The sequence below is a fragment of the Paenibacillus sp. P36 genome (assembly GCF_045866505.1).
Lineage (GTDB): Bacteria > Bacillota > Bacilli > Paenibacillales > NBRC-103111 > Paenibacillus_E > Paenibacillus_E chondroitinus.
The window spans coordinates 6,165,163-6,190,601 of sequence record NZ_AP038372.1 but is presented as its reverse complement, the minus strand read 5'-3'; the positions used below and the strand labels follow the sequence as shown (position 1 = coordinate 6,190,601).

Genomic DNA, 25,439 nt, shown 5'->3' with positions numbered 1-25,439 from the left:
TCAACCTGGAAAACGTGGCGTGGAGGTCAAATAAGATCCCGTAGTTCCGCTCGGAGAGGAAACTGTTCATTTTTCGCTAAATAGGGGACTCTAGTTCCTTTAAGGAAATAGACATTATACGGATTGAAGTGGGCGTAGAGGTGAAGTTGACCTTTACGCCTTTTTTTTTTTGAATCTTTAAATTCTGAGGGGTGAGTTCTCCCGTATGAACGAAAGAAGGGAACTACGAGCCGTTATTTTCCTAAAAAAGCAGTATTTCCATCTGGGAAGGGAACTACGAGACGCTATTTCGGCGATTCCACCCGAAAGACGTGGCGTGGAGGTCAAATAAGATCCCGTAGTTCCGCTCGGAGAGGAAACTGTTCATTTTTCGCTAAATAGGGGACTCTAGTTCCTTTAAGCATAGCCTTAGCGGAATTTCCGCTGGTTAATGAAAGTTGTAATTGGCAGGTGCGGCGGAGGTTGGTTGTATGGTGAATAGTTGAGTATGAGTATGAGTATGAGTATGAGTATGAGTATGAGTATGAGTTTGGGGAAAAGTGTGAATGTGGGTATGAGCACGGGTATGGGCGTGAGTATGGGGGGGATAGGATTCGAATAGGAGGCGGTAGAGAGCCCGGAGGCGGCCGATATATGTAGTAGTAGGGGGCTTAGAGCATCAGGGCAACCCAAGGCTATAGGGGACGCGTGTGAACACATTCCGCAACTAAAAAGCTCCCCGCAGCCGGTAAGGGCTAACGAGGAGCTTATTATGCTACTAGACGAGTCCTTCGTCCATAGCTTTGCAAATCAGAGAGGCGAAAAGACTATTTGACCAAGCGAACCATGGTCTCGAGAAATTGGAAGGATCATCCGGATGGAATCCTTCGTGCATGTAGCCTGTGTCCGCATCCGTATTGATCAGCGTCTGGATAAGCTCCTTGATCTCGTCGACATTGTTGGAAGTCAACGCTTGCACAGACAAGGCCATATGCCAGACGTAGCCGCCCGGCGTATGCGGGCTGCCGATGCCTTTGGCGTATTTGCCTTCGAAATAATACGGATTATCGAAGCTAAGCGCGAACTTGCGCGTATTCTGGTAGATCGGATCGTCGATGCCGGTGTAACCGATGTAAGGGATGGTGATCAAGCCAGGTGTACCTGCATCATCCATCAGGCAGTAGTTGCCGTAACCGTCCGTTTCATAGGCATAAATTTTGCCGTATTTCGGATGGTCGACGATGCCGTAGGTTTGGATGCCGAAGTCGATCTCCTTCCGCAGTTTCTCTGCGCGCGCAGCTAGGCGCGTATCGTTGTAAATATCCGCAGCCATTTCGATAATGTGGCCGAGAATCACGACGGCAAACATGTTGCCCGGAATGTTGTAGCCATACAGGTTGGCATCATCGCTCGGACGGAAAGCGGACCAGGTCATGCCGGTGTAGTTGGACGGAAGACCACGCCCGTTATTTTGGAGCGTTTCGGTATGCTGTTTTGTTTGGCGCGTAAAATGATACAGTGACTTTTGATCATGATGCTGTTCGGTAATCATCAGGTTCACGATGGACGTCAGCGCCTGGTAAACCGAATGGGTGAAAACTTCAGTAATCCCGGTTTCCTTCCAGTAAGAGTAAAGAAGCTGCACAGGGAAGCAGAGAGAATCGATCTCATATTTCCGCTCCCACATCCACGGGTTCAGATCGCAATCGTCTGTGTCTCGGTAGTGCTTATCGCTAGCGGTTTCATTGAAAGCATTGGTGTAAGGATCAATGTTAATGTAGAACATTTGACGCGCGATGAGACCGCCGATGATGCGTTGCAGATCCTTATCCTGCTTGGCGAAAGGAATGTAATGGCGAACCTGCTCCGTGGAGTCGCGCAGCCACATAGCTGGAATATCGCCTGTAAATACGAAGGTGGTGCCATCGTCAAGGAGCTTGGTCGTTGTTTCCAGCGTGTTCGGGAAGCAGTTTCTGAACAGCTTTTGCAGCTTCGGGTTATGTGCCAGTTTAAGGTCGGCTTCGTTCAGAAATTCGGTAATGGAAGCGGGTAAATGCATGATGAATATTCCTCCTGTGGAATTAAGTTTAAGATTGTTTGTGCTGAAAAGCATAAGTGATAATTTCACACTTGCCTGCAGAGGCACGGATTAGCCCGTCTGCGAGCTCGGCCGAATCGTGACGGCGCTCCAGAATGTCACTCTGGTAGCCTGCAGCGACCGGGAAGGAAGGCTTCAGCGTCAGCTGCTCCGCCTCGTTGGCGAGATTGTACAGTCGGACGATGACATCGTCATGGTCCAGGGACATCTTGAATGCCGACAAAGCAAGCGATGAGCCACTCCATTCCAACGCTTGATAACTAGTCGGCAGCGTGCCTTGCTGTTGTCCCATCGCAGTCGTGTGGAACCACGGCGATTGGAACTGGTACGCCGAAGCGAATGCGCCGGATTGGATCGCGTTGCCCTTATGCGGATAAACCGCAAATTCGACCGTATGATCGCCAAGACATTGGGCTTCCGGCGTCGGGAAAACGCCCCAATCGCCCAACTCGGACACACTGCGGAGCAAGGTGACGGCAATGGTGTTCTTGCCGTCACGCAAGACCTCGTATTCGTTCAGCCCTTTATTGGCGATCATCAGGCCTTGTGTGCCATCCGATACGCTGATGAAAGCTTGTTGATGCTGGGCGTTGCTCGGATTGATCCACTCCTTGGCCGGCACTGTATCGCGTTCAGCAGCTTCAAAAATCGAATCAGCCAGATGTGTCGACGCTGTCAGTCCGGTAGGGAACAGCACCCGGAGGCGGTGATCCTTGGCTTGGTTATTGTAGGAAGCCGACACCTGAACGCCTTTCCCGGACTGCTCGAGGCTGATACGAGTGATCAGCTCGAATGGCACCAGCTCGCTTGAGCGCGAAGCCGTACGTTTGCGGAAAGGAACCATTTTCCGCTTCTCATCTTCGAACAGCTCCGAAGCGGAAGCCGGGATGAGCCAAGTATGCTTGATCTCATAGGTCACTCGATAAGGCTCATTTTCAACCAGTTTTACTTGAGCCGGCAAACCTTTGGTAGTCAAAGCAATATCTCCGTCAGGCTGACGGAAAACGTACTCGTTGCCGAGATCGCCGCAGTTTTCATATACGCCCATGCCTTCGTAGGTGAAACCTGTCTCTTTGTCGGTAATATCGTAAGAGCCGTCTGCGTGAATACTAACCGCTATATGCGTATTAGCCATGCCGGAATCCGTCGCGATTAGCGGACTATTTACTGCCTCAGCTTGTACTGTAGGATCGCTAACCCAGGCCCACGTTTTGAAGCCCAACGCCGGAACCTGCTGCGCTTCGAAAGTCAGCGCGATTCTGCGCGCCATATAAGGCTGCCGGAATTTATCCTTCGGCAATTCATAGCCAAAGTGCACGCCCAGATCCTCCGCCTTGGCCGAAGTAGCCTGGCCGTGGTCGTCTAGCAAAACGCCATTGTCCAAGTTCAATGGCAGTTGGGCCAGCCTCTCCGCAATGGCCGGTGGGTTCGGGCCTTCTTTGAAGTAAGATTTGGCGACGAGCAATTCAATACGGACAGTGCCTGTACGTTCCCAGCCAGTCATGTTGTAGATCGTGACAGGCAGGCTGTCTTTCGGCCAGGAAGCTACACTGGCTGTATCGATTTGTCCTGCCAACACCTGCAAGCTTTCGTCGATGATGGTCTCTGTCAAGTGCCTGCTCTTGTCGAAGCGCGTGATCATCTCGCGATGAACCTCGTCCACGCTGCATCCACAGATGCTGTCATGCGGATGGTTCTGCATCAGCGTCTTCCATGCATGGGTGAGCAGCTGATGTGGGTACGCTTTGCCAGCCGCCAGATGAGCTAGCGTCGCCAGAGGCTCAGCGCCCTTCTCTAGCAGCGTCTGTCCAAGTTGGTTCAGCTGCTTGAGATAGACACGGGCGGATGCGGTATTGACCAGCGTGCCCCAGCCGTCGGTATGCTGACTGCGCAGCTCGCCTTGGATGGTCACCATGTCATCGGGCAGCTGCTTTTTGAGCGCATCGATATACTGCTCGAAACTAGAATGAATGAAATCCACATCAGGGTAGAGTGCTTTGGCGGTGTCGATAGCTTCGCTAAGATCGCGTTGGATCGGCTGATGGTCACAGCCGTTCATGAACAGCAGCTCCGATGTAGACGCGTACTTCTGTGCGTCGCCAAGCCGTTTGTCCCAGAATGCCTTGGCTGCTTCGGCTTCGACCGGAACCTCGTTGCCATTGCTGTACCAGTTGGCGAACAGGATTCCGATAACTTTGGAGCCGTCCGGGGCCGACCAATACATCTCGGAATAGGGAGATTCGTAGCCGGAGCCGTGCGCGTCAATGACAACATTGTCGAAACCGGTTGGTTTTACACCGCGTCCGAACACAGCTGTATCAATGTCCGCTTGTTTTAGCAATTGTGGCGCTTGGCCCATGTTACCAAAGGAATCTGGAAAGTATCCCAGCTTGGAGATGACGCCGTATTTGGCCGCATCCTGATGTCCGATCAGCAAATTCCGCACATTCGCTTCCGAACTGGTCAGGAATTCATCCTGCAGGACATACCAAGGACCAATAATGATGCGGCCAGCTTTGATGTAGGCTTCCAATTGCTCTCTTTTTTCAGGATGAACCGTCAGATAGTCTTCGATAATAATCGTTTGTCCGTCCAGATGGAAATAACGGTACTCAGAGTCACGCTCCAACGTGTCTAGCAGATCGTTCATCAGTTCGGTCAATAGATAGTGATGGCGCTCGTACGGCATATACCACTCTCGATCCCAGTGACTGTGTGAGATCAGATGAGCTGATTTTTTAGTCATAGAATGAAAACCCTCCTTTTATAAAGTAAAAATGGTGACCAAAAATCAGTGATTTTTATTTTACTTCGTAGACAGATTCACACATATCGTTGGGAATGACAATATGTATGATTTGCTCATGATAATTCCTTGCCTATCAAGGCTTAGAGAGGCTGAAGAATGACAATGCAGATTTCACATATTTACGAATACGCTCGGTTTTTCTACACTTTAAAAGACGAATGTAAGCGTTAGCAGCAACCAACATGCAGAGAAAGGAGAGGATGGAGGAAATGAGTACAATGAGTCAACAAACAGCAAGTAACACGAAGGTGTCAAGCAGCAGTTCGCTATTTTTGAGAATGAAGAAAAACTGGGAACTGTACTTATTTATCGCCCCGGCCTTTTTGTATTTCCTGATCTTCCAATACGGACCGATGTACGGGATTCAAATTGCCTTTAAAAATTTCACGCCATCTAAGGGGATCTTTGGGAGTGACTGGGTAGGATTCGCACATTTTGAGCGGTTTTTTCATTCCTATTACTTCTGGGATTTATTGTGGAATACGTTTAGCCTCAGTCTTTATGAGCTAGCGATCGGATTTCCACTTCCCATTATATTGGCTCTTGCTTTTAATGAAGTGAAGAATGGTTTTTTCAAGAAAGGTGTCCAAACGATTACGTATGCACCACATTTTATTTCTGTCGTGGTCATGGCGGGGATGGTGATTACCTTCCTGTCTCCATCAAGCGGAATCATTGTGAAGTTGATGGAGCTATTCGGTATCCATGCTCCGGCTTTCTTGACGGACCCGGGCTGGTTCAAGACGGTGTATGTCTTCTCGGGGGTTTGGCAGAACACAGGTTGGGGGACGATTATCTACCTGGCGGCGCTGTCCGGCGTAGACCCGCAGCTGCATGAAGCGGCCATTGTGGATGGAGCGAGCCGGTTCAAACGTGTTCTTCATATTAATCTTCCGACAATTGTGCCGACGATTACCATTTTATTGATTTTGAATGTGGGCAATATTCTGGGCGTGGGTTATGAAAAAGTATTGCTGCTGCAAAACCCGCTGAACATAAATTCGTCCGACGTGATATCTACATTTGTCTATCGTACGGGGCTTGTCAGCGCGCAATACAGCTTCTCCACAGCCGTAGGCCTGTTCAACTCGCTGGTCAACGCGATTCTGCTGATTACTGTTAACAAAATTGCCAAACGCACAAGTCAAACGAGCTTGTGGTAGACAAGAAGAAGGGAGGAGTCATCTATGGCTGTTGCCACTGCAGTTAAGGAGACGAAGGGTGACCGGATTTTTCTCATCATGAATTATGTGTTTTTAAGCTTGGCTTTGATCGTGGTGTTATACCCTGTGTTATATATTATTAGCGCTTCTATGAGCGATCCCAAGTATGTAAGCACCGGTGAGATGTGGCTGTTTCCAAAGGGGCTTAATTTCAAAGGATATGGGCTTGTGTTCGATAATATGAAAATTTGGAACGGCTATGGCAATACACTTTTGTACACCTTTATCGGTACATTGCTGAACCTGGTTGTAACGCTGCCTGCCGCCTATGCGCTTAGTCGAGCGGACTTTGTCGGCCGTAAGTTTTTCATGGGGATGTTCCTGGTCACGATGTTCTTCAATGGCGGTCTCATTCCAACTTATTTATTGGTGAAAAACTTGGGATTGATGAACTCCATCGGAGCACTCATCTTGCCAGTAGCTGCTTCGGTGTGGAATATCATTGTTGCTCGCACGTTTTTCGAGTCCAGTATTCCCAAGGAGCTTCATGAGGCTGCTTATATGGATGGCTGCACGAACTTTAAGCTGTTTGGGCTTATCATTATTCCATTATCAGCGCCAATTATTGCGGTAATGGCCTTATTCTATGGCGTGAGCCATTGGAACAGTTATTTCCCAGCATTGATCTACTTGAATGACGAGTCGAAATATCCGCTGCAAATGGTGCTGCGCCAAATTCTCGTCCTGCAAGAAATGACGGCGGAGACCACAGGGGCTGCGATTAGCGGCGATATGGCTATCGCGATGAATAACAAGGCCGAGATTGCTGCACTTGTAAAATATGTAGTGATCATCGTGTCTACCTTGCCGATTGTTGTGGTGTATCCTTTCTTGCAGCGCTATTTCGTACAAGGCGTCATGATCGGTTCCGTCAAAGGCTAGTTGCAATTTACCCCATATACCTAGGAGGCAATAAGTATGAAAATTACAAGACATCCTAATAACCCGATTGTCGTTCCGGGAGGCTACGAATGGCGCAAAGTGACGGTGTTCAATCCGGCTGTTATTATTGACAATGACAAATTCTACATGGTTGAGCGTACGGCGGGCTCCTTGACCCCGTGCAAAAATTTCCTGGGCCTTTTGGAAAGCGAAGACGGCGTGAATTTCACCCATGTGAAAGATGAACCTGTTCTGACGCCTGATGAGCTCGGATTCCCTTATGGCAGCGTTCAGGACCCGCGTGTTGTCAAAATTGACGGCACGTTTTATATGAACTACGCGCTGCGTCCGTGTGCGATGAATTACTACCCGACGAATCGCGGTGTCCCGGAGAGATCGTTCCCGTCGTACCCAGACGGTTGGGGAGAGCAGGAAGTCCATTGGCGGACGCGCTCTTCGATCGCCAAGTCGACGAATCTGATCGACTGGGAGTTTGTGGCCGACACGACTCCATTGGAGATCAATGATCGCGACAACATTTTGTTCCCGGAGAAAATTAATGGCAAGTTCGTTATGCTGCGCCGTCCTGAGGAATATGTAGGGGAAGAATACGGCACGGAAAAGGCAGCCATGTGGATTACGTATTCGGAAGACTTGATTCACTGGGAAGAGCCGAAGCTGCTGGCCAAAGGCGAGAATCCCGCATGGGAATCACGGAAAATCGGAGGCTCCACGCCGCCGGTAAGAACGGATAAGGGCTGGCTGGTGCTCTACCATGGTGTCGATGACGAGATTGTCTATCGCATGGGGGCGCTGCTGCTGGATCTGGAAAACCCGGAGAAAGTGATTGCCCGCACGAAAAACTTCATCATGGAGCCGGAGACGTATTATGAGAAATTCGGTTATCAAATTCCGAATGTGATCTTCCCTACGGGGAATGTCGTGAAGGATGGACTGCTTTATATTTACTACGGGGTGACGGACACGGCTATTGCTTTGGCTACCGTGCCTCTGGACGAGCTGGTGGAGTACATACTTAACGAGCCTCAATAAATTTAAAAAAACCAAGGAGCTAAGCGGCCTGTTTTCGCTTAGTTCTTTGGTTTTTTATTTACTTTCCCATAAGATAAGCTGCCCTCGGTCATTTCATGACTTTAGGGGCAGCTTTGTGGTAGGAGCAGGTTATTCCTGCTCTTTTTTGGCATATAGTTTCCGATATTGTCCCGGTGTATAGCCCGTTTCTTTCTTGAATTTACGGATAAAATTCGGTGCGTCCAAGTAGCCGACCTGCTCAATGATATCTTTTAGTGGTGCGGTCGTATGGACCAGCAACCGAATGACTTCTTCCATTCTTCTTTGCCAAATATATTGTGTGAAGTTATGGCCTATTTTCTCTTTGAAGGTGCGGCTCAAGTAGGAGATCGAGATGGAATATTTGAGAGCCACATGCTCAAGACTTAGCGTGTAGTCAGCAAATTTCTGATCCACATACGCGACGATATCTTCAATTAAAGAAGGCTGCTCCGTTTCCGTATTCCGTTCGACCTGTTGGCAGATGCTGACGGCCAGGGAAGTTAATCGGTCTTCAAGCTCTTCCAACGTTTCGAAAACGGAGAAGTTGTGAATGCCGGCGAACACTTCGCTGACCCCCAGCTCATGGGCTGTTTTCAGCAAGGAGTTCAACAGATCGAAGCAGATGCAGCGTAGCAATGCTGCAGGGACGGCGGCCTCCTTAATCTCGGCGATCAGATCAATAATTACCTGATTGGCTACCGTTTCGTTGCCCTGCTTCAAGCTTTGCTCCAGCTTGAGCATCGACTTTTTCGGCAGCCAGTAGGCTTCGGACGAAGTCGATGCAATCATATCCTGCAGCTGCTCAAAGTAAGTCACTCGTCCGTTAGATCCCAGAATTCGATTATCGATCGCCGTAGCTGCTTCGATGAATGATTGGTTGATCGAGGCGAGGTCTGGATACGGCATTCCTACGCCGATGTACGGCATAATTTGAATGCTGTTGTTCATCATGATTTTAATCGCCTCGACAACATCCTCGATCCGCTTCTGGGCGGGCTCTTGAGCTTCCGCAGGGACGGAGACGAGCAAGGCCAGTTGGTCTTTTGCCGAAAATTCTACGCCGTAAACACGGGCTTGAAGACTCGGAAATTCCAATTCATTAAACATCTCCTGCAGATGCTGCCGAATGTTCGAGGAATCCTCGCCCTCAAGATTGTCATCCCACGCGAGGATGAGGGAGACATACAATCCTTGCCCGTGCGGGTATTCCAGTCCGGCGCTCGCCACCATGCGTTCAATTTCGGGATCATCCGGCTTGCCGTGCTTGAACAACATCAGCAGGCACTGGTTGCGGACGAAGGGCTCCTGGGTGTCGATGCGGGCGCTGTAATCATGAAGCGTTTGCTTAATCCAGTCCCACTCGTTCCGGGTCATGTCGTAATTGGAGCTCTTCATCTTGGTGAATTCGATCAAATCCCTAATCGGGTGGTACTGCCGCTTCGCTAAGATCACGGCTACGATAATGCCGAATAAAACAGTGATACAGAACACCAGAAGAAATAAGGTCTGGATATGGACCACTTTGCTGAAAAATTGATGGCTTGGGATCGCAGTTACATAATTCCAATTGTTCTCCTTGGATCTTACCGAAACTACGGAATGCTCTACGCCGTCGAGCTTCATGTTATGTATGCCGGGTTCTAGAGAGGCCAAGGACCCAACTGCCTGTTCCGGAAGTGCATTTCCATGATTATTGGAAGTAAGAAGCTGTCCGTTCTGATTGAAAATGTAGCTGCTGCCAGAAAAATTGTTCAGTATCATGTCCATAACGCCGGTCAGCTTCTCCTCACTGACCATATAAACGACTGTGGCCGTGGGATAGAGATCGTTCGGCTTGATCGGGAAAAGCATCGTCAGCATGGAGTCATTCCGCGAGTTAACGGTTACATTCTCGGCTGGGCGAATCATCGGTTGCTTAATTTTATTCAAATCGCTATAGATTTGGTCGCTGGTCCAATTGCTATAGTGGTACCAGTCTCCAAATGCTACATGCACATTCGTTAAACCACGATAGGAGTAAATATTCTCATCGTTATGGAAGTACAGAAACAAATCTTCCAGAATGCTGCTGTTCACTTTGTAATTGCCCAAGGTGTCGATAGCTTCCATCTCATAGTACGGATGATGCACCATGTAGGAGCTGAGCTGCTTGTCATAAGCTATGCGGCTTGTAATTTGCTGCAGTTCACTCATGCGTTCATCAATCGATAATTTGACTTGAATGAGTTGGTTGACGTTCGTCTGTTCAATTTCTCTGCGCAAATCATTGATTGCGTTTTCATAGATGAAAATCGTAACACCGGTCAAGGGAATGAGGAACATCAGTATGTAAGATAAGGCATATTTAAGAAGCAATTTTGATTTAAAGCTGTTCCAAGACATTCGGAAGCTGGACACAACAGATGACTTTAAGGATGATTTCGACATGAATGCGCTTCCTCTCCATACTAGACTAACATAGATCAATTAGAGGGTTTTAATTGTATGCATCTCCTCATTATGGCTGAAAAATAAGCCGGTGTAAAGGAAGTGGAGACGACCTTTCTAGTAGGATATAAGTTTTTGTGGCACGCGACTGACCCAAAAATAAAAAAAACAGAAGCGGCCATGGACGAAAACTAAGTCCTAGACTGCTGCTGTCTTTCTGATGAGAGTGAGAGAACAAGATCACCGTATCGCCTATTGAAGTAGTTGAGCCGCAAAATCCGGGTCTTCTATGAGCGGTCGGCCGATTGCAATCATATCAGCCAATTGATCTTGAATGATATGGTCTGCAAGACTGCGACTATTAATTAATCCGACAGCAATAACCGGTATTTTCAAATGTTGTTTAATAATGGCTGCATGGGGAACCTGATAAGCAGGATATATATGATTCGGTTGCGCAGAGACTAGACCACCCGTTGAAACGTGGACAGCATCAAGCTCTGATTCCAGTGGCTGTAACATTCGGGCTATGTCCTCAGGAAACAATCCACCTTTTACATAATCTGTGGCGGAAACCCGAACGGTAATCGGATAATTCTTGCCGACTTCTCCTCTGATAACCGTAAGTACATCCTTTAAGAACCGTGACCTGTTTTCAGCACTGCCCCCATAAGAATCGATACGGTGGTTCGACAACGGCGATAGAAATTGATGGATCAAGAAACCATGAGCAGCGTGGATTTCGATCCCATCAAATCCAGCCATAATGCTACGTTTTGCAGCTAAACGATATTGTTCAGCAATTTGTTGGATATCAGCCAGTGACATAGCTTCTGGTAATCCATAATGATCATCATAGGAGATTGAACTTGGGGCCATTAGCTTTTTTGTAACCAATGGTGATGATTTTCTTCCCCCATGCGACAATTGTATAAATATGGGTGTTTGCTTTGCGTGAACAGCCTCTGTTATCTTTTTTAGCGATTCTATGTGATGGTCGGTAAAAATGCCGATGTCGTTATTGAAAAGGCGCCCGCTATCCGATATCGCTGTTGATTCCGCAATGACTAATGAAACATGACTAGCTCTGCGGCTATAAAATTCAAGATGATGATTTGTAGCAAAGCCTTCCGGAGTTCCCGCATATTGCTGCAATGGTGCCATAATGAGTCTATTTTTTAAGCTTATTCCGCCAATCTGGATAGGTGTATGGATTGTCATTTCTTCATCTCCCCACGGTTTATTAATGACATTTTACTTCAGAAAATATATAATTCACATATGATAATTAAGGTCTATTCATCATCTAAACTTAAATATTTATTTGTTTGATTATATATTCTTTATAAAATGAGGTGTTTCTTTTCATGGACCATATCGATTCCAAGATTTTGTCATTCATGCATGAAAACGCGAGGATCCCCATATCTGAAATAAGCCGAATGATTACAATGTCACAGCCTGCAGTTACAGAACGACTCCGGAAGCTTGAGGATCAAGGGATCATAACAGGCTACCGCACAGAGCTTTCCCCGCAGAAACTAGGTAAACTTACAACTTCTTTTGTTTTATTCCGAACCAATAGATGTAAGGATTTTCTAGTATTCAGCGAAAATTCTCCGGAAATTATTGATCTTTACAGAATCAGTGGTGAGTATAACTATTTGATGAAAGTATTAACGGAATCTACTTCATCTCTTGCCCAATTCCTGGATACCTGCAATGCTTTTGGATTTAGTATGCCTCTAATTGTTCTCGCTACGGAATTTGAAGACAGAAGTCTAATTGCATCGATACAAACATTGGAGTGAACATGCCGTCACGAAGACTCTATTCCTAAATTTACAAAGGGAATAGAGTCTTTCTTTTTTTAAAAAACAATGCCGAATATGACCGTTCTCATCAATAAGATGCCCGTTCTGACAACAGTGAATAACGAATTGTGTAAACATCGGTAACATCGGCAACAATTTCTTAAAGCATCTATAACTATCAGCAAACAATTGCTAGCTACAATAAGTGAAGTAAGGTGAACAAAAAGGCAGATAAGAGAGGAGATTCCAAGTGATAACGAAAGAAGCCGCTGCTTATGACAACAAGCCTATTCCAAAAATGCGGGAGCGTACCATCGTCAAGTCGCGTTCTCGGAGAAAAGCCATAGAAGCGTGGACGGGATTGTGTTATGCCCTTCCGGCGCTGGCTCTGTTATTGTTGTTTCGTTATTGGCCGCTGCTGTTCGGCATGTGGATGAGTTTGTGGAAGTGGGGTTATGTACCGGAGCGATTCGTAGGATTCGATAATTATATTCGTATTTTTACAGAAGACCTCGTTGTGCAAGACCCAACCGTCGGTTTACAGCTGGGCCCTGTCGGACAAGGCTTCATGGTTACCGTTTTTTACGCCATAGGCACGATTCCCTTGTCATTGTTGCTTTCATTTTTTGTTGCCTATGTCCTGTTTCATATAACGAAAGGCAGAACCTTGTTGCGCGTCCTTTTCTTCCTTCCATACATTACTTCACAGGTTGCGGCGGCAATTGTATTTAAATGGATTTTCCATCCAAGCGTGGGCCTTGCGAATTGGGCTGTAAACAAGATGGGTGGAACGCCGCAGCAATGGCTGACGGACCCGGATCCCATTCTAATGAAGCTAATTCAGTCGCTTGGCGGGCACTGGCCATCTTCGATCCCAACGGCATTCGCAGGTCCGACTTGGGCGCTTGGTGTCATCATGTTATTCACGATATGGGGCAGTCTTGGTTTTCAAATTATTGTGTTCTTATCAGGGTTGACGCAAATTCCTCATGATCTGACGGAGTCGGCCCGAATTGATGGGGCCAGGACGTGGCATACGATCCGTCATATTACGCTGCCACTGCTGTCGCCGACTTGGTTTTTACTCATCATTGTCTCTGTGATTGGCGCTTTCGAATCGTTTAACGCGTTTTATGTGTTCTCTGGTGGAGAAGGTGGGCCATTAGGTTCCACGATGTCACTGCCCTTGTATATTTTCAGAAGCTTCTATGTGTACGGTCAAGTTGGTTACGCATCGGCCGTCTCGATGGTATTATTCGTACTCTTGCTTGGATTAACTTGGCTGCAGCTGCGTTACGGCGAGAAAAAGGTTCATTATATGCATTAATGCAGGATGGAGGATGAAAAGAATGTTTGGCTCAGTAGGATCAAGCCGCTCTTCCCGAATAACATGGTTAATCGTGTGGATTTGCACGGTATTGTTAGCCTGCTGTGTGGTGTTCCCTTTCGTATGGATGATTCTGACTTCGCTAAAAAGTGCGGAGGAAATTAATCGCATGCCGCCAACATGGCTGCCGGATGTATGGCACCTTAAGAACTATGCGGAAGCATGGTTAAAACCGGAATCCACCTTTCAGCGCTATTTTGTCAATACGGTGATTATCGCTGGCGTTGGCACGGCTCTCCAATTACTCGTGTGTGTGCCGATTGCTTTTGCCATTACCCATTTTACATTTCGCGGTCGTAATCTCATCTTTATGCTCGTGGTGATCACGATGCTCATTCCCTTTGATGTTACCTTGGTTCCTAACTTCGTGACGATGCGGCATATACCTTTTGCTGGCGGTAACGATTGGGCGGGGAACGGGGGGCAGGGTTTCTATGACAGTTATATGGGCATGATGCTGCCGTTTTTAGCGGAGGCATTCACGATATTTTTGTTAAGGCAAGCTTTTTTATCTGTACAAAAAGAGTACTGGGAAGCTGCCCAAGTGGATGGCATGTCGAGCGCCAGATATCTGTGGTCCGTACTGCTGCCACTCGTTCTGCCCTCCTTAATTACGACAGCATTACTTGCCTTTATTGGAAAATGGAACGGTGTCCTATGGCCATTGTTGATTACATCTAGTGAAGCGCTCAGGCCACTGCAAGTAGGTTTATTGTATTTCGTTAGTGAAGAAGGGCCAAATTATCATCATTTAATGGCGGCGGCTACTTTTACAATCGCTCCTATTGTCGTCCTGTACTTGGTCGCGCAGCATTGGTTTCATCAAGGGATTACCTCAGCTGGGCTCAAAGGATAAGCCAAAGCCCCAACACTTTAGAATTTTATAAAACAACAAAGAAACACACTGGAGGAACATCAGATGGATTGGCTGCATGAGATTGAGATCGTCTTATTCGATTTAGATGGCACGCTTTATCAGGATGGCACTTTTTACAAACGGTATTTGGAATTGCTCTTTCAAGAGGGAGATCATGCGGCAAGTTTGAATGAGATTCTGGAAGAAATGGAGCGTTTGCTTGCAGGCCGGGATACAAGCCGTATAGGGGACTGGTATCATCCGAGCACGGATACTTGGACACGGGTAACGCTTGGGGATGTATTGGAATTATCGCAGCAAGATTGGAACACGCCAGCTATTTATGCCGGCGACGCATGGAGCTTGGTTAGCATGTTTACCGTTAAGCACGGGATCGGCGAAGCCAAACGTCAGGAAGCTTTTCAGCAGGTGCGCAAGGAAATGCTTCAGGGCTCGTCGAGTTTCGAACGCCATGCAGGGTTATATGAGGCTATTCGTCAGTTGAGTGGAGTCCGCTCGAAGCTGTTGCTCACGAATTCGCCGGAAAATACAGGACGTGAATTTATTGCTGCACTCGGCGCTGGCGAATTGTTTACAGATATTAAGTACGGAGCGGGGAAACCGGTTGGATTGGAGCATTTCATGAGTGAGCTGATGGAACGAGAGGGGCTGCGGCCTGAACAAATTCTCTCGATCGGCGATCACGCTTGGAACGATCTATATCCGGTGCGTAAGTTAGGCGGACGCACGGCATGGATATCCGCGTACCCATCGTCCGACCCGTCGCCGTGGGATGTACGACTGACAACGCTGGATGAACTGGCAGCCCTTTTGATGGATATTCAAGATAGTAAACTTAAACAAGATTAAAGGAGGTCATGTGTATGAATCAGCAGCATCAGTTGGAGGAACGCATAACGTTTTATGGTGGGTTGACCACAATTGGCGGAGTTCATATCTTATACAGCTGTGGAGATACGGGAATTGTGTTTGATCTTGGTATGGCACGCGCATTTTTCAAAGGCGAAGTCAGCGTCCGTTCTGACTTTGGGATCCGAAGCAGTCTGCTGACACGGATGGCGCCGCCTGTATTGGGGTTATACGATCCTGCTTTCCTGGGCGATGTTGGGGAAGCTGAACTTGCGCAAGTATGGGGCCAAGACCACTTTCCTCAGGTAAATAACCTGCATGGTTTTGTAAGCCACATCCATCAAGATCATATGGCTTTGCTTCCTTCCTTGCGCGAAGGACTTCCTGTCTGGATGCATCGTGACGCTTATGCGGTGTATGAAGGTGTTGTAGCTGCTGGCGAGTATGAAGGCACGAAAGCAGATATTCGTCTCATTGAGGACGGACAGATCGTAGACTTTGGCACTTTCCGCATAGAGTTCATCGAAGTGGATCATGATAGTCCAGGGGTTACGGGCTTCATTATTCACGGACCGCAGCACAAAATCGCATTCACGGCCGATTGGCGCCGCCATGGTCGGAATTCGCATCGCTTGGATCACTTCATTGAACGCTGTCAAAGCGCTGAAGTTGACCTGCTCATTACCGAAGGCACAAGAATGCGCCCAGACACGTTGTTCCGCAAGCCGAAGGATCGGCTTGAAATTGAAGTGGCTGTCGAGTGCCGCCGTGCGATGGAAGACACGGAGGGGTTGGTGTATGTTAACATTCTCGCTCGCAACGTGGAGCGTGTCGCTGATTTGATTATCCGCACCAGCGAAGCGGGTCGTCAGCTTGTGATGGACGAAAGTACAGCCGTTCTGTGGAAGGAGGCCTCCACGAAACTATCGGTGCTAGCCGGGCATCCGGCGCTTGATGTCGATCAGGATGTCATTCGACTTATGAGCACGCCGCAATGGTCCAAGGGGCCGCACCCTTCCAAGGAGGTTGATCTTCCTTATGCGCCTATAACGCTGAATGAAATTACGGCTAATAAATCGTCGTATGCCGTCTATCTTACTTATCCGAACACACCACTTATAGCGGAAATGGAAACCTTCGGCTCACGCGCTTCGGCATCGATTTACGTTCATGCTGACGGTAATCCGTTGACCCCGTCGGACGAAACGCTGCTAAAGTGGCTCACGGAATTTGGTGTTCAGTATCGCTATTGTGCAACAGGAGGCCATGCCTCTCCACAGGAGATAACCGAATTAACTACTCGGATTTCTCCGAAATTAGTTGTTCCTTTGCACAGCTTACACCCGACATTGTTTAATAGCGGTGGCATAAGGAAGTATTGTCCGGCTCCTGGAGAAAGCTTTGAACTTTCGGAACTCGTTGGTAAATAGATGCTTCATGCAACATACAAATCGAGGGAGTGATAACCATGAATTTGACGAAACGTTTTCCCGCTTGGAAAGCTTCGATGGCGAGCCTTTTGCTTCTCGCAACCATCGGTTGTGGAACACCGCAGCAAGCAGCGCCGGCCAGCACGCAAACGGAAAAAAAAGAGGAATCTAAAGTAGCGCAAGGGATTGAGCTTGGGAAAAACGGGCCGATAACGATCGATTTCTGGCATATTCAAGCAACGATCTATGGCGATGCAATTAAAGAGATGGTCGCAGCCTTTAATAAAGAGTATGAAGGTAAAATTATTGTCAAAGAAGTGTTCCAGGGTTCGTATGACGATTTGAATAAAAAAGTGCGCGCTGCCCTGCAAGGCGGGGGCCTTCCGGCCGTAGCCATGTCCTATGAGAGCGATACGCTGGAATATATGAAAGCAGACAAAATTGTAGCGCTCGACGACTACATCAACGATCCGGTTAACGGATTGAAAAAGGCAGAGCTTGATGACATTATGCCAGGCGTATTGGCTCGTCAGCGAATCCCGGAATACAATGGGAAAACGATGAGTTGGCCTCACGGCAACTCCTCCATGGGCGTGTATTACAACATAGATCTGCTTAAGAAAGCAGGTTATGAGAAGCCGGCAGCCACCTGGCAGGAATTTGAAAAGATGGCGCTGGACATTACGGAGAAAACAGGTGTTCCTGCGCTGGTTATGGGGAATGCCAATAATGGGGGAACGTTCCGCACCTGGCTGCGTACTTACGGCATTGATCCGATTAATCTGGATCAAAGCGGTGTGAACTACGATAATCCACAGGCATTGGAATTAGCTGGAATTATCAAAAATTTGGTGGATAAGAAAGCGATTCTGTTCGCACAAGACACGGAGCAGGAGTTTACGAACGGTAGAGCTGTGATGGAAATCGGTACGACGGCTCGTACAAGCTCCAAACTTGATCTGGTGAAAGATAAGTTCAAATGGGGCATTACGCTAATCCCACAGGGGAAAAGTGGAAGCAAAGTGACGGAATTATACGGCGGCAATCAAGTCCTGTTCAAAACAACGCCAGAGAAACAGCTCGCAGGTTGGTTATTTATGAAGTATTTCGCTGAATCTAAAGCGCAATCGATTTATGCTGCCAAAACAGGTTATTTCCCAGCAACGTTATCCGCACAGAATACAGATTTATTGAAGAAAAATTATACGGATAACCCGCAGAAAAAGCAGGCTTTTGATGAAGTTTTCCCTTTTGCACGAATTGATGTATCCAGTGCTGCGCGTAACAAGATGGATACGGCGGTTGGAGAAGCTTTGCAAGCGATGACTGCCGGTAAATTGTCTCCGGCCGATGCGCTGAAGAAGGCGCAAGCTGATTCCACGAAAGCGCTCAAAGAATTCAAATAAGCTCAAAAACAATAGGTAATAGGCTTCCTGCGTAAGCGCCATTAGGGCTTATGAGGAAGCCTTGTTTTACTAACGTCAGGGGAGGTTACAGGTGTGAACTCAGTCCGTCGAAGAAATGAAATTATTATGGATGTGCGGCGTACCGGCAGCGTTTCTGTCGATGAATTAATGATGGCCTATGGAGTCTCGGTGGAAACAATTCGCCGGGATTTACGTATTTTGGACGAAAAAGGCATTGTTCGCAGAACGTACGGCGGTGCGGTGAAAAGAGAGCAGACGACGTGGGACATGCCATATTATGATCGCATGCAGCTGAATCTGGAGCGTAAAGAGGCTATTGCCCGCGAGGCGGTGCTCTTATTGGAGGATGGCGACAGTGTTTTCGTAGATGGCAATACGACCGGGCTTGTGCTATCGCGCTTGATTCCCGCCGATAAAAACCTGACGATCGTGACGAACTCGGCGATGGTCGCCTTGAATCTTGTTCAGAAGAAAGGGAAGCTGAGTGTCTATATGGTTGGTGGCGAGGTGGGCGAGGATGGAATGACATTCGGCTATAAGCTGCACTGCGAGCTTCGTCAATACCGCTTCGACAAAGCGCTTTTTTCCTGCATGGGGTTTGGTACACAAGGCATTTATTATTCCAAATGGGAGCCTCTGCAAATTGCGCAGATGATGGTTGAGCAGAGTAATCACCTCATTCTCATGGCGGATTCGTCCAAAGCCAACCGCAGCGGATTTCTATTTGGGATGGAGCTTAATCGGATTCAAACGTTAGTGACCGATGAAGGGACGCCGCATGATATGCGTGAGAGTCTGCGGGAAACGGTCCGTAACCTGATTGTGACCAGCAGCGATGATCAGAGTGAAAGGTAAGATGAGATGGTCGTTTGGAAAAAAAAAAGGCTGTCCCTCGGTCATTAGATGACTTGGGGACAGCCTTTTCACTTATTATTCGTATACTTCTAGCTCAAATAAGGAGTAGCCGTATTGCGTATTGCGTTGTGTGCCAGCAACTTTCACGTAACGTGCGTCAACAGGGGTGAAGAGAATGTTGTCTTTACCGCCGTCTCCGTACGTTGTCGAGGATACTGTCGTCCAGTTCTCGCCGTTCGTGGACACTTCAATGGTGTAAGCCTTCGCTGAAGCATTTTCCCAGTTCAGAAGAACGCGACCGATCTTGTAGGATTGCCCAAGATCAACGCAGATCCATTGCGAATCGCTGAATGGCGATTCCCAACGTGTGCTTTTGTTTCCATCCACAGCGAACTGCGCACTTTGAAGCGGCGTTTCGGAAGTGGTGACTTGTTTGTTAAGCGCAAGATTAGCTGCAGGAATAATGGCTTGTACAACCGTATCGTCGTCATAACCAGTTGACCGCACCTTTACTTCGTAAGGGCGAGCTTCTGTGAACAAAGCAGCGTTAAGCGTAATTTTGCCTGCAGATACTTTGTATTGATCAGCGCGAAGGGTAACGCCGCTCAGTTCAACTGCGTTGATTGCGTTTCTCCAAGCGCTATTGTCCTCAAACGTGATGTCGATGGTTTGACCAAGAATGTTATCAGTCGTATCCGCCGATAATGCAGGTCCTGCAAGTGGAGCTTGATTCCCGGCATACACTTCGAATTCCCATAACGAGAAGCCGTATGGTGTTCCACGTTTGATTCCGTTCATCTTCACATATCTTGCACTCACTGGAGCAAATGTAAGATCGTCAACGTCCCCGTTGCCATTCTCTGTAGCGTATACCGTTGTCCATGTTTGTCCATCCAGGGAGACATCGATGGTGTAAGCTTTACCGTAAGCATTTTCCCAAGTTAGGACAACGTGATTAATCGTTTTTGGAGCTCCTAGATCAACGCTCATCCATTGGTTGTCTTCAAAAGCAGACTCCCAGCGGCGATCGAATCGGCCGTCGACGGCATCTGCGCTGGAACGGTGGTAGTCCGGCGACGAAGCTGTCGGTCTGTCGTAAGCGAGATTTAACGGATTAGGATTCGTCGGATTTGTAGGATTTGTTCCATGGCCTTGATCTGGGTCCGGATCTGTATTCGGATTCCCCGGAATGTCTTTCGCTGCGACGGTTTGCTGTACGGATGCTTCCGTGTACCCTTTCGCTTGAACCGAAATTCGATACGTTTTTGCATCTTTGAAAAGCGAAGCGTCTAAAGTGATTTTGCCTGCAGACAATGTGAATTGGCCGGAGCCAACCACTGTATCGTCAACTTTGACTGATTCAATCGTGCTTCTCCATGTTGCATCATCGTCGAAAGTGATGTCGATCGGCTGACCGACTTTCGCATCCGTTGTATCAGCTGATAATTCCGGCGCGCTCGGCAAGCTGGAAGCATTGCCGTACACTTCGAATTCCAAAAGCGAGAACCCGTAGGCAGTCGTCCGCTCGGTTCCATTCACTTTCACGTATCTTGCCTGCGTCGGCAAGAATCCGATATCGTTGATGCCTGGTTTGCCTGTTGTTGTGGCATAGACCGTTTTCCAGTCCTTACCGTCCGAAGAGACTTCAACCGTGTAGCTCTTGCCGGCCGCATTCTCCCAGTTTAGAAGCACACGCGAAATGGTGTTATCCGCGCCAAGGTCGACCGTCAGGTACTGCGGATCGCTGAAATCGGACTCCCATCTCGTAGCGGTGTTTCCGTCAACGGCATTTTTGCCGGGTTGTTTTGGATTCGCTGAGGTGAGTGTCGGTTTGCGCAAGGCAAGGTTGACGTTCGAGTTCGTCACGATTGTTTGCTGAACCGCAGCATTGGCAAAACCTTTAGCCTCAACGGAAATGTCGTAGCTGCCAGCTTCAGGGAACAAGGCGCCATTTAGTGTGATTTTACCTGGTGAAACAACGTATTGTGCAGCAGATGCCGCCACGCCATTCACTTTCACGCCAATGACCGCATTTCTCCAATCCGCGAAGTCATCAAAGCCGATGTCGATTGACTGACCTGCACGATTCATGGTCGTATCCGCCGTCAACTTCGGAGCATCAAGATCGCCTGCCGGCGTACCGAACACTTCCATCTCCCATAGAGAGTAACCGTAGTTTGTCGTCCGCTCTGTGCCTTCTACTTTGACATATCGAGCATTCACGGCTGGGAATTTAATGTCGTCGATGCCTTCATGACCACGTGTGGTCGTGTATACCGTTTGCCAAGTTTGGCCGTCTACAGAAGTTTGAACGGTATAGCTTTTACCAGCTGCATTCTCCCAGTTCAAGCGGACATGACTGATTTTATACTCCGAGTTCAGGTTGACACCAATAAACTGCGGATCGCTAAAATCGGATTCCCAACGCGTGTCCGTCTTGCCGTCAACCGCGTAGGAGCCAGGGTTTTTCGCTTTATCCGACGTAAAGGTCGGTTTGTTCAGCGCCAGATTGACCGTTGAGTTTGTGATGACGACTTGCTGTGTGCTCGTATCCGGGTAGCCAGCAGATTGAACGGTAATTGTGTAGCTGCCTTCCACTGGGAATACAGCGCTGTTCAAGGTGATTTTGCCGTCTTGCACACGATATTGCTTGGCATCAATGGCTGCTCCATTGACAAGAACGGAGGAGATGGACTCGCGCCATTTCAGATGGTCGGCAAACGTAATGTCGATCGGTTGTCCAATCGTGTTTTGTGTTGTATCTGCCGCAAGCTGCGGTGGTGTGTTGCCATCCAAATCCGTCACTTTCATCGGATCTACTTTCACGAGTGATTTCGGTCCAACTTTTGCGGATCCAGTTACGCCGGCTGCATTGTGGAATGTCACCGTAACCGCTTCGTTCTTCGGATTCCAGATCAGTGCGGAGTATGCCGAATCTTTCTTATAGATGGAAGCTCCTGTCCAGCCGCTTGCCCAAATGTCATTGGTGCGCGTTCCGAGAGTCGCCATGTTATGAACGAACCAGTACGTGTTGAAAATTTCATTTTTTTGCGTATTCTCGGTCGTAAATTTATTAAGTACCGTTTGCGGCTCGCTTAAGGATTCAATTGGCCAAACGATGTGCTGCCATGCATTTTCAGGGCCTTTGTTATCCTTGACAAGACCGTTATACAGGTCTGCAGCTTTCGCAGGATCGAAACCATAGCTTGTCAGGTATTCGCCAGTAGGTAACCAGTGGATGCCGTAAATGTTGACAGGGTCGCCGCTAAAGAACGTACCGAAATTGTACGCACTGCCGTACACTTGGCCAACGGATTTGTGAGCAAATCCAGGCAGCCAGTTGTCGTTATCATAGTTGAACCAATATTGTTCAACAGCTTTCAATTCTGTCGTGAAGCCATAGATGGAGATATCACGGAACTCCTTGTCGCCGGACATCAGGCTCCACATGTATTCGCCAACCCAGCCGAACAAGGACTCGCCCGCTGCTTCCTGATTGTTCCCGTTGTTGTTATCCCCGTAACCGCCAGCCCATGAATGGCCCTCGTACGGATCGAAGTTGCGCAGGAACGGATACATCGGATCGCTCTTCGACGGATTCGCGTAGTCACGGATCAGGTGCTCGACCATCTCGCCGTAATTGTTTTTGAAGTCCTGATCGTAAGTGGCAAGTACAGCGGAAGCGAAGACGTAATAACCATAGGTAAAATGATGGTCCGTCAGGCCAGTATTAGCGCCGAATTCGCTGTTTTTGTAATACATTGTCCCCCAAGTTGGGTCGTAGTACATGAAGTAATCCGGCTCTCCCTTGGTATAGGTGTACCAGTCCGTCAAGATCGTTCTGAGGCGCTCCAAGAACACATTTTTGTATGCTTGATCTCCGATCTGATCGGCGATTAGGACGCCCATTGCCAGCGGATGAAGCACTTTGCCTTGCCAATAAGCATCACCTGACATGATGTTCTTCGAGGTTGATTCGTCCAGATAGCTTAGCTGTTTAAGCAGCGTTTCCCGCGAGTAAGTCGGATCTCCTGGCTCTGTAAATTGAGGGACCATACCGTTAAAACGGTCAACTGTCGTAAACGAATTGCCCTCATGAAGCTTCAATGTGCCACGAATGGACTCATAAGAAAGCGAAGTCAGCGAAGAGGACGTTTGCTTCCATTGATGCGGGAGCAGGGCCATCAGTGTCGTTGGCTCCATGTCCGCGCGCTTCTGATCGATCTCGACGTCGAAGCGGGTTGTGACTTCGGAGGTGTTTTCATCGAAGCCCGGAGTTACCGTTGTATTTTTAATGAAGGCATAGCCGTGTTTATAAAAATAGTTCAAGTCACCTGCAGCCGGCATAGAGGCTAGAGACAGGTAGTTCTGTCCGCCGCCGAGTCGAACTTTGATCTTGTTGCCGACTTTCATGAAGACGGAGCCTTGCGGTGCGAACAAGCCGTAGTGGCGAGTCACGGGTTTGGATTGCGGTGAGCCATCCACGTTGTTAACGGTAAAACCGATGTGGTCTGCCGTCAATGTAGTCCCTTCACCTAAGAGAACCGGATTCCCGTTGTCGTCATAAAAGCTTGTGGAAACCGGGAAGTTTAATTCCGGTGTCGTTGGATCGCTGAATTCCGAAAACAGGTACGGTGAGCCTTTGACGAACGTCGTTTTCATTTTCTCCGTGTCGTTGTCGCTTAGCTGAACGGTTGCAGACCAGTCGCCATAACCGGCTACTTTGTTCTTGATATGCGATGGCGAGATGTTGCCGGCGTTCAAGTAGAAGTCAGGCGCGCCATCGGCTGCTTGGGAGTTGCCTGTGTCATTCACCCAACCCGCACCCGGGTTCAGGATACCGAGACCCATCGTCGTATATTTGGATTTGAGCGGAAGCGTGATGAGGCTGTCACTCAAGTTTTTAATAAGAACGGACTGCCACCAATCATTAGAAGGAATCGGACCTTTCACGTCATCTGTTTTATTAACAGGAGGACGGGGCTGCGGCATGTTGATGTCGCTGCTCAAATAGCTGCCTTTGCCTACTTCAACGGTCGATGCGGTAGGAAGGGAAGGAATGGTATAAACCGGTTTCGGGTCACCTTCCACATAATCGTACACGCTGAAATTGAACAGAGAGTAGCCGTAGCTCGTTGTGCGGGAGATCCCTTTCATACGAACGTAACGTCCGCTGGCATATACCTGCGTATCCATCCAGCCGTCTTGACCGTTAATTTCACGGTAAATCGTTGTCCAGCTCTGGGCATCGTCCGATACTTGCAAATCATAGATACGGCCAGCTGCATTTTCCCAGTTCAAGCGGATGCGGCCAATGTCATGCTTGCTGCCAAGGTCAACATAAATCCACTCATCGCTCGTGCTCGCAGAAGACCATCTTGTTGTCGCATTGCCATCCACCGCATATTCAGGCAATAGCAGGGGCTTATCTTTGTCAGGTGCAGCGGTTGAAGAAGCCGTTACCGGTTTATTCAAAGCGACATCTTCGCCAAGTATGACAGGGAGCGGGTTGCTGCCGCCTGTACCGTATACTTCAAACTCATACAGGGAAACGCCATAGCCTCCGCTGCGCTCAAGCGACAGCATGCGGACGTAACGTCCTTCGCCAGATAAGGCGATGGTGTCAACGCCACCGTCTCCTTTGGTATCTGTGTAGATGTCTTTCCAGTTCGTTTCGTCGTCAGATACTTGGATCTTGTACGACTTTGAATAGGCATTCTCCCAGCGGAGGACGGCTTTGTCGATCTTGGCTTTGGAACCAAGGTCTACGTAGATCCACTGCTCGCCGGCGCTGAAAGCACTTCCCCAACGGGAGTCGGTATTGCCGTCAAACGCTTTGTCCGCCGTCAAGCCACCTTCGGTTGAAGAGGCATAGGCTGCACCCTCATAAGTCAGAAGGTGGGACGTTTCGCCTGCATTCGCAGCCGATGCTGGGGCAGGCATACCGCTCCAGGACCCAAGAAGCACAGAAAGAGCGAGCGCTGATGATGCGGTTTGGGTCAATTTCTTGCGTAATCTTTTCTTGGGTGAACTCATTCCTTCATATTCCTCCTTTTTTCGCCCGATAGGGCTTACTAGCTTGAATGTTGTGAACTGACAAAAAGAAACAACATTCTTCATTATTTTGGAAATTTAATTTCCAACGCGATTATATATTCTGTCGAATCCTGTTAACAATAAGCGGAAATTCCTAGTCAATTTTTGGAATTAGGCCTGTATGCCTACGTGAAAAAAATGAATCTAGGTCATTTTTTGTCCGCCGGTCGAATAAAAAAGGGTTCGTCTATCATGATGTCAGGTTTAGACTC

15 protein-coding genes are annotated in these 25,439 nt (G+C 48.2%); 10 read left to right on the top strand and 5 right to left on the bottom strand.

The window, feature by feature from the left end; genetic code table 11:
• Positions 1–757: 757 nt before the first annotated feature.
• Together ACKTT9_RS27570 and ACKTT9_RS27565 are read right to left on the bottom strand one after the other, a co-directional pair.
• Complete coding sequence (locus ACKTT9_RS27570; protein WP_407868430.1) at positions 758–2,038, bottom strand: glycoside hydrolase family 125 protein; 1,281 nt, start codon at positions 2,036–2,038, stop codon at positions 758–760.
• Positions 2,039–2,066: 28 nt separating this feature from the next.
• Positions 2,067–4,823: an alpha-mannosidase gene (locus ACKTT9_RS27565; protein ID WP_407868429.1), complete on the bottom strand. Its 2,757-nt coding sequence runs from the start codon at positions 4,821–4,823 to the stop codon at positions 2,067–2,069.
• 281 nt (positions 4,824–5,104) lie between these two features.
• Here ACKTT9_RS27565 and ACKTT9_RS27560 point away from each other — a divergent pair, with 281 nt between their 5' ends.
• The 3 genes from ACKTT9_RS27560 to ACKTT9_RS27550 are packed head-to-tail and all read left to right on the top strand — an operon-like array spanning position 5,105 to position 8,044.
• Positions 5,105–6,049, top strand: a complete 945-nt coding sequence (locus tag ACKTT9_RS27560; protein ID WP_407868428.1) for an ABC transporter permease — start codon at positions 5,105–5,107, stop codon at positions 6,047–6,049.
• A 24-nt stretch (positions 6,050–6,073) separates the two neighbouring features.
• Positions 6,074–6,991, top strand: coding sequence for a carbohydrate ABC transporter permease (locus ACKTT9_RS27555; RefSeq protein WP_407868427.1), 918 nt, complete (start codon positions 6,074–6,076; stop codon positions 6,989–6,991).
• A 36-nt stretch (positions 6,992–7,027) separates the two neighbouring features.
• Entirely contained in the window at positions 7,028–8,044 is a 1,017-nt protein-coding gene (locus ACKTT9_RS27550) for a glycosidase (protein ID WP_407868426.1), read from the top strand.
• Between the two features lie 129 nt (positions 8,045–8,173).
• Here ACKTT9_RS27550 and ACKTT9_RS27545 read toward each other — a convergent pair whose 3' ends face one another.
• On the bottom strand, positions 8,174–10,492 hold the full coding sequence (locus ACKTT9_RS27545; RefSeq protein ID WP_407868425.1) for a helix-turn-helix domain-containing protein: 2,319 nt from the start codon (positions 10,490–10,492) through the stop codon (positions 8,174–8,176).
• A gap of 252 nt (positions 10,493–10,744) precedes the next feature.
• Positions 10,745–11,713, bottom strand: a complete 969-nt coding sequence (locus ACKTT9_RS27540; RefSeq protein ID WP_407868424.1) for an NADH:flavin oxidoreductase — start codon at positions 11,711–11,713, stop codon at positions 10,745–10,747.
• Positions 11,714–11,859: 146 nt separating this feature from the next.
• Here ACKTT9_RS27540 and ACKTT9_RS27535 point away from each other — a divergent pair, with 146 nt between their 5' ends.
• The 7 genes from ACKTT9_RS27535 to ACKTT9_RS27505 all read left to right on the top strand — a co-directional run bounded on the left by ACKTT9_RS27535 (position 11,860) and on the right by ACKTT9_RS27505 (position 19,131).
• Positions 11,860–12,303: an Lrp/AsnC family transcriptional regulator gene (locus ACKTT9_RS27535; protein WP_407868423.1), complete on the top strand. Its 444-nt coding sequence runs from the start codon at positions 11,860–11,862 to the stop codon at positions 12,301–12,303.
• Between the two features lie 253 nt (positions 12,304–12,556).
• Positions 12,557–13,633 (top strand): carbohydrate ABC transporter permease, encoded by a 1,077-nt coding sequence (locus ACKTT9_RS27530; protein ID WP_407868422.1) that lies wholly within the window; start codon positions 12,557–12,559, stop codon positions 13,631–13,633.
• Between the two features lie 22 nt (positions 13,634–13,655).
• Positions 13,656–14,549, top strand: a complete 894-nt coding sequence (locus tag ACKTT9_RS27525) for a carbohydrate ABC transporter permease (protein ID WP_157319380.1) — start codon at positions 13,656–13,658, stop codon at positions 14,547–14,549.
• Positions 14,550–14,612: 63 nt separating this feature from the next.
• Positions 14,613–15,419, top strand: coding sequence for an HAD family hydrolase (locus ACKTT9_RS27520; RefSeq protein ID WP_407868421.1), 807 nt, complete (start codon positions 14,613–14,615; stop codon positions 15,417–15,419).
• Positions 15,420–15,433: 14 nt separating this feature from the next.
• Complete coding sequence (locus ACKTT9_RS27515; RefSeq protein WP_407868420.1) at positions 15,434–16,849, top strand: MBL fold metallo-hydrolase; 1,416 nt, start codon at positions 15,434–15,436, stop codon at positions 16,847–16,849.
• A 38-nt stretch (positions 16,850–16,887) separates the two neighbouring features.
• Positions 16,888–18,255: an ABC transporter substrate-binding protein gene (locus tag ACKTT9_RS27510; RefSeq protein ID WP_407868419.1), complete on the top strand. Its 1,368-nt coding sequence runs from the start codon at positions 16,888–16,890 to the stop codon at positions 18,253–18,255.
• A 93-nt stretch (positions 18,256–18,348) separates the two neighbouring features.
• Entirely contained in the window at positions 18,349–19,131 is a 783-nt protein-coding gene (locus tag ACKTT9_RS27505) for a DeoR/GlpR family DNA-binding transcription regulator (protein ID WP_407868418.1), read from the top strand.
• Positions 19,132–19,206: 75 nt separating this feature from the next.
• Here ACKTT9_RS27505 and ACKTT9_RS27500 read toward each other — a convergent pair whose 3' ends face one another.
• A complete protein-coding gene (locus ACKTT9_RS27500; RefSeq protein ID WP_407868417.1) occupies positions 19,207–25,167 on the bottom strand; it encodes a discoidin domain-containing protein in 5,961 nt (1,986 codons plus the stop codon).
• Positions 25,168–25,439: the final 272 nt, after the last annotated feature.

Excerpts from the sequence above, each read along its gene's own strand:
- ACKTT9_RS27570 (WP_407868430.1), bottom strand. The coding sequence starts at position 2,038 with ATGCATTTACCCGCTTCCATTACCGAATTTCTGAACGAAGCCGACCTT.
- ACKTT9_RS27565 (WP_407868429.1), bottom strand. The coding sequence starts at position 4,823 with ATGACTAAAAAATCAGCTCATCTGATCTCACACAGTCACTGGGATCGA.
- ACKTT9_RS27560 (WP_407868428.1), top strand. The coding sequence starts at position 5,105 with ATGAGTCAACAAACAGCAAGTAACACGAAGGTGTCAAGCAGCAGTTCG.
- ACKTT9_RS27555 (WP_407868427.1), top strand. The coding sequence starts at position 6,074 with ATGGCTGTTGCCACTGCAGTTAAGGAGACGAAGGGTGACCGGATTTTT.
- ACKTT9_RS27550 (WP_407868426.1), top strand. The coding sequence starts at position 7,028 with ATGAAAATTACAAGACATCCTAATAACCCGATTGTCGTTCCGGGAGGC.
- ACKTT9_RS27545 (WP_407868425.1), bottom strand. The coding sequence starts at position 10,492 with ATGTCGAAATCATCCTTAAAGTCATCTGTTGTGTCCAGCTTCCGAATG.
- ACKTT9_RS27540 (WP_407868424.1), bottom strand. The coding sequence starts at position 11,713 with ATGACAATCCATACACCTATCCAGATTGGCGGAATAAGCTTAAAAAAT.
- ACKTT9_RS27535 (WP_407868423.1), top strand. The coding sequence starts at position 11,860 with ATGGACCATATCGATTCCAAGATTTTGTCATTCATGCATGAAAACGCG.
- ACKTT9_RS27525 (WP_157319380.1), top strand. The coding sequence starts at position 13,656 with ATGTTTGGCTCAGTAGGATCAAGCCGCTCTTCCCGAATAACATGGTTA.
- ACKTT9_RS27520 (WP_407868421.1), top strand. The coding sequence starts at position 14,613 with ATGGATTGGCTGCATGAGATTGAGATCGTCTTATTCGATTTAGATGGC.
- ACKTT9_RS27515 (WP_407868420.1), top strand. The coding sequence starts at position 15,434 with ATGAATCAGCAGCATCAGTTGGAGGAACGCATAACGTTTTATGGTGGG.
- ACKTT9_RS27510 (WP_407868419.1), top strand. The coding sequence starts at position 16,888 with ATGAATTTGACGAAACGTTTTCCCGCTTGGAAAGCTTCGATGGCGAGC.
- ACKTT9_RS27500 (WP_407868417.1), bottom strand. The coding sequence starts at position 25,167 with ATGAGTTCACCCAAGAAAAGATTACGCAAGAAATTGACCCAAACCGCA.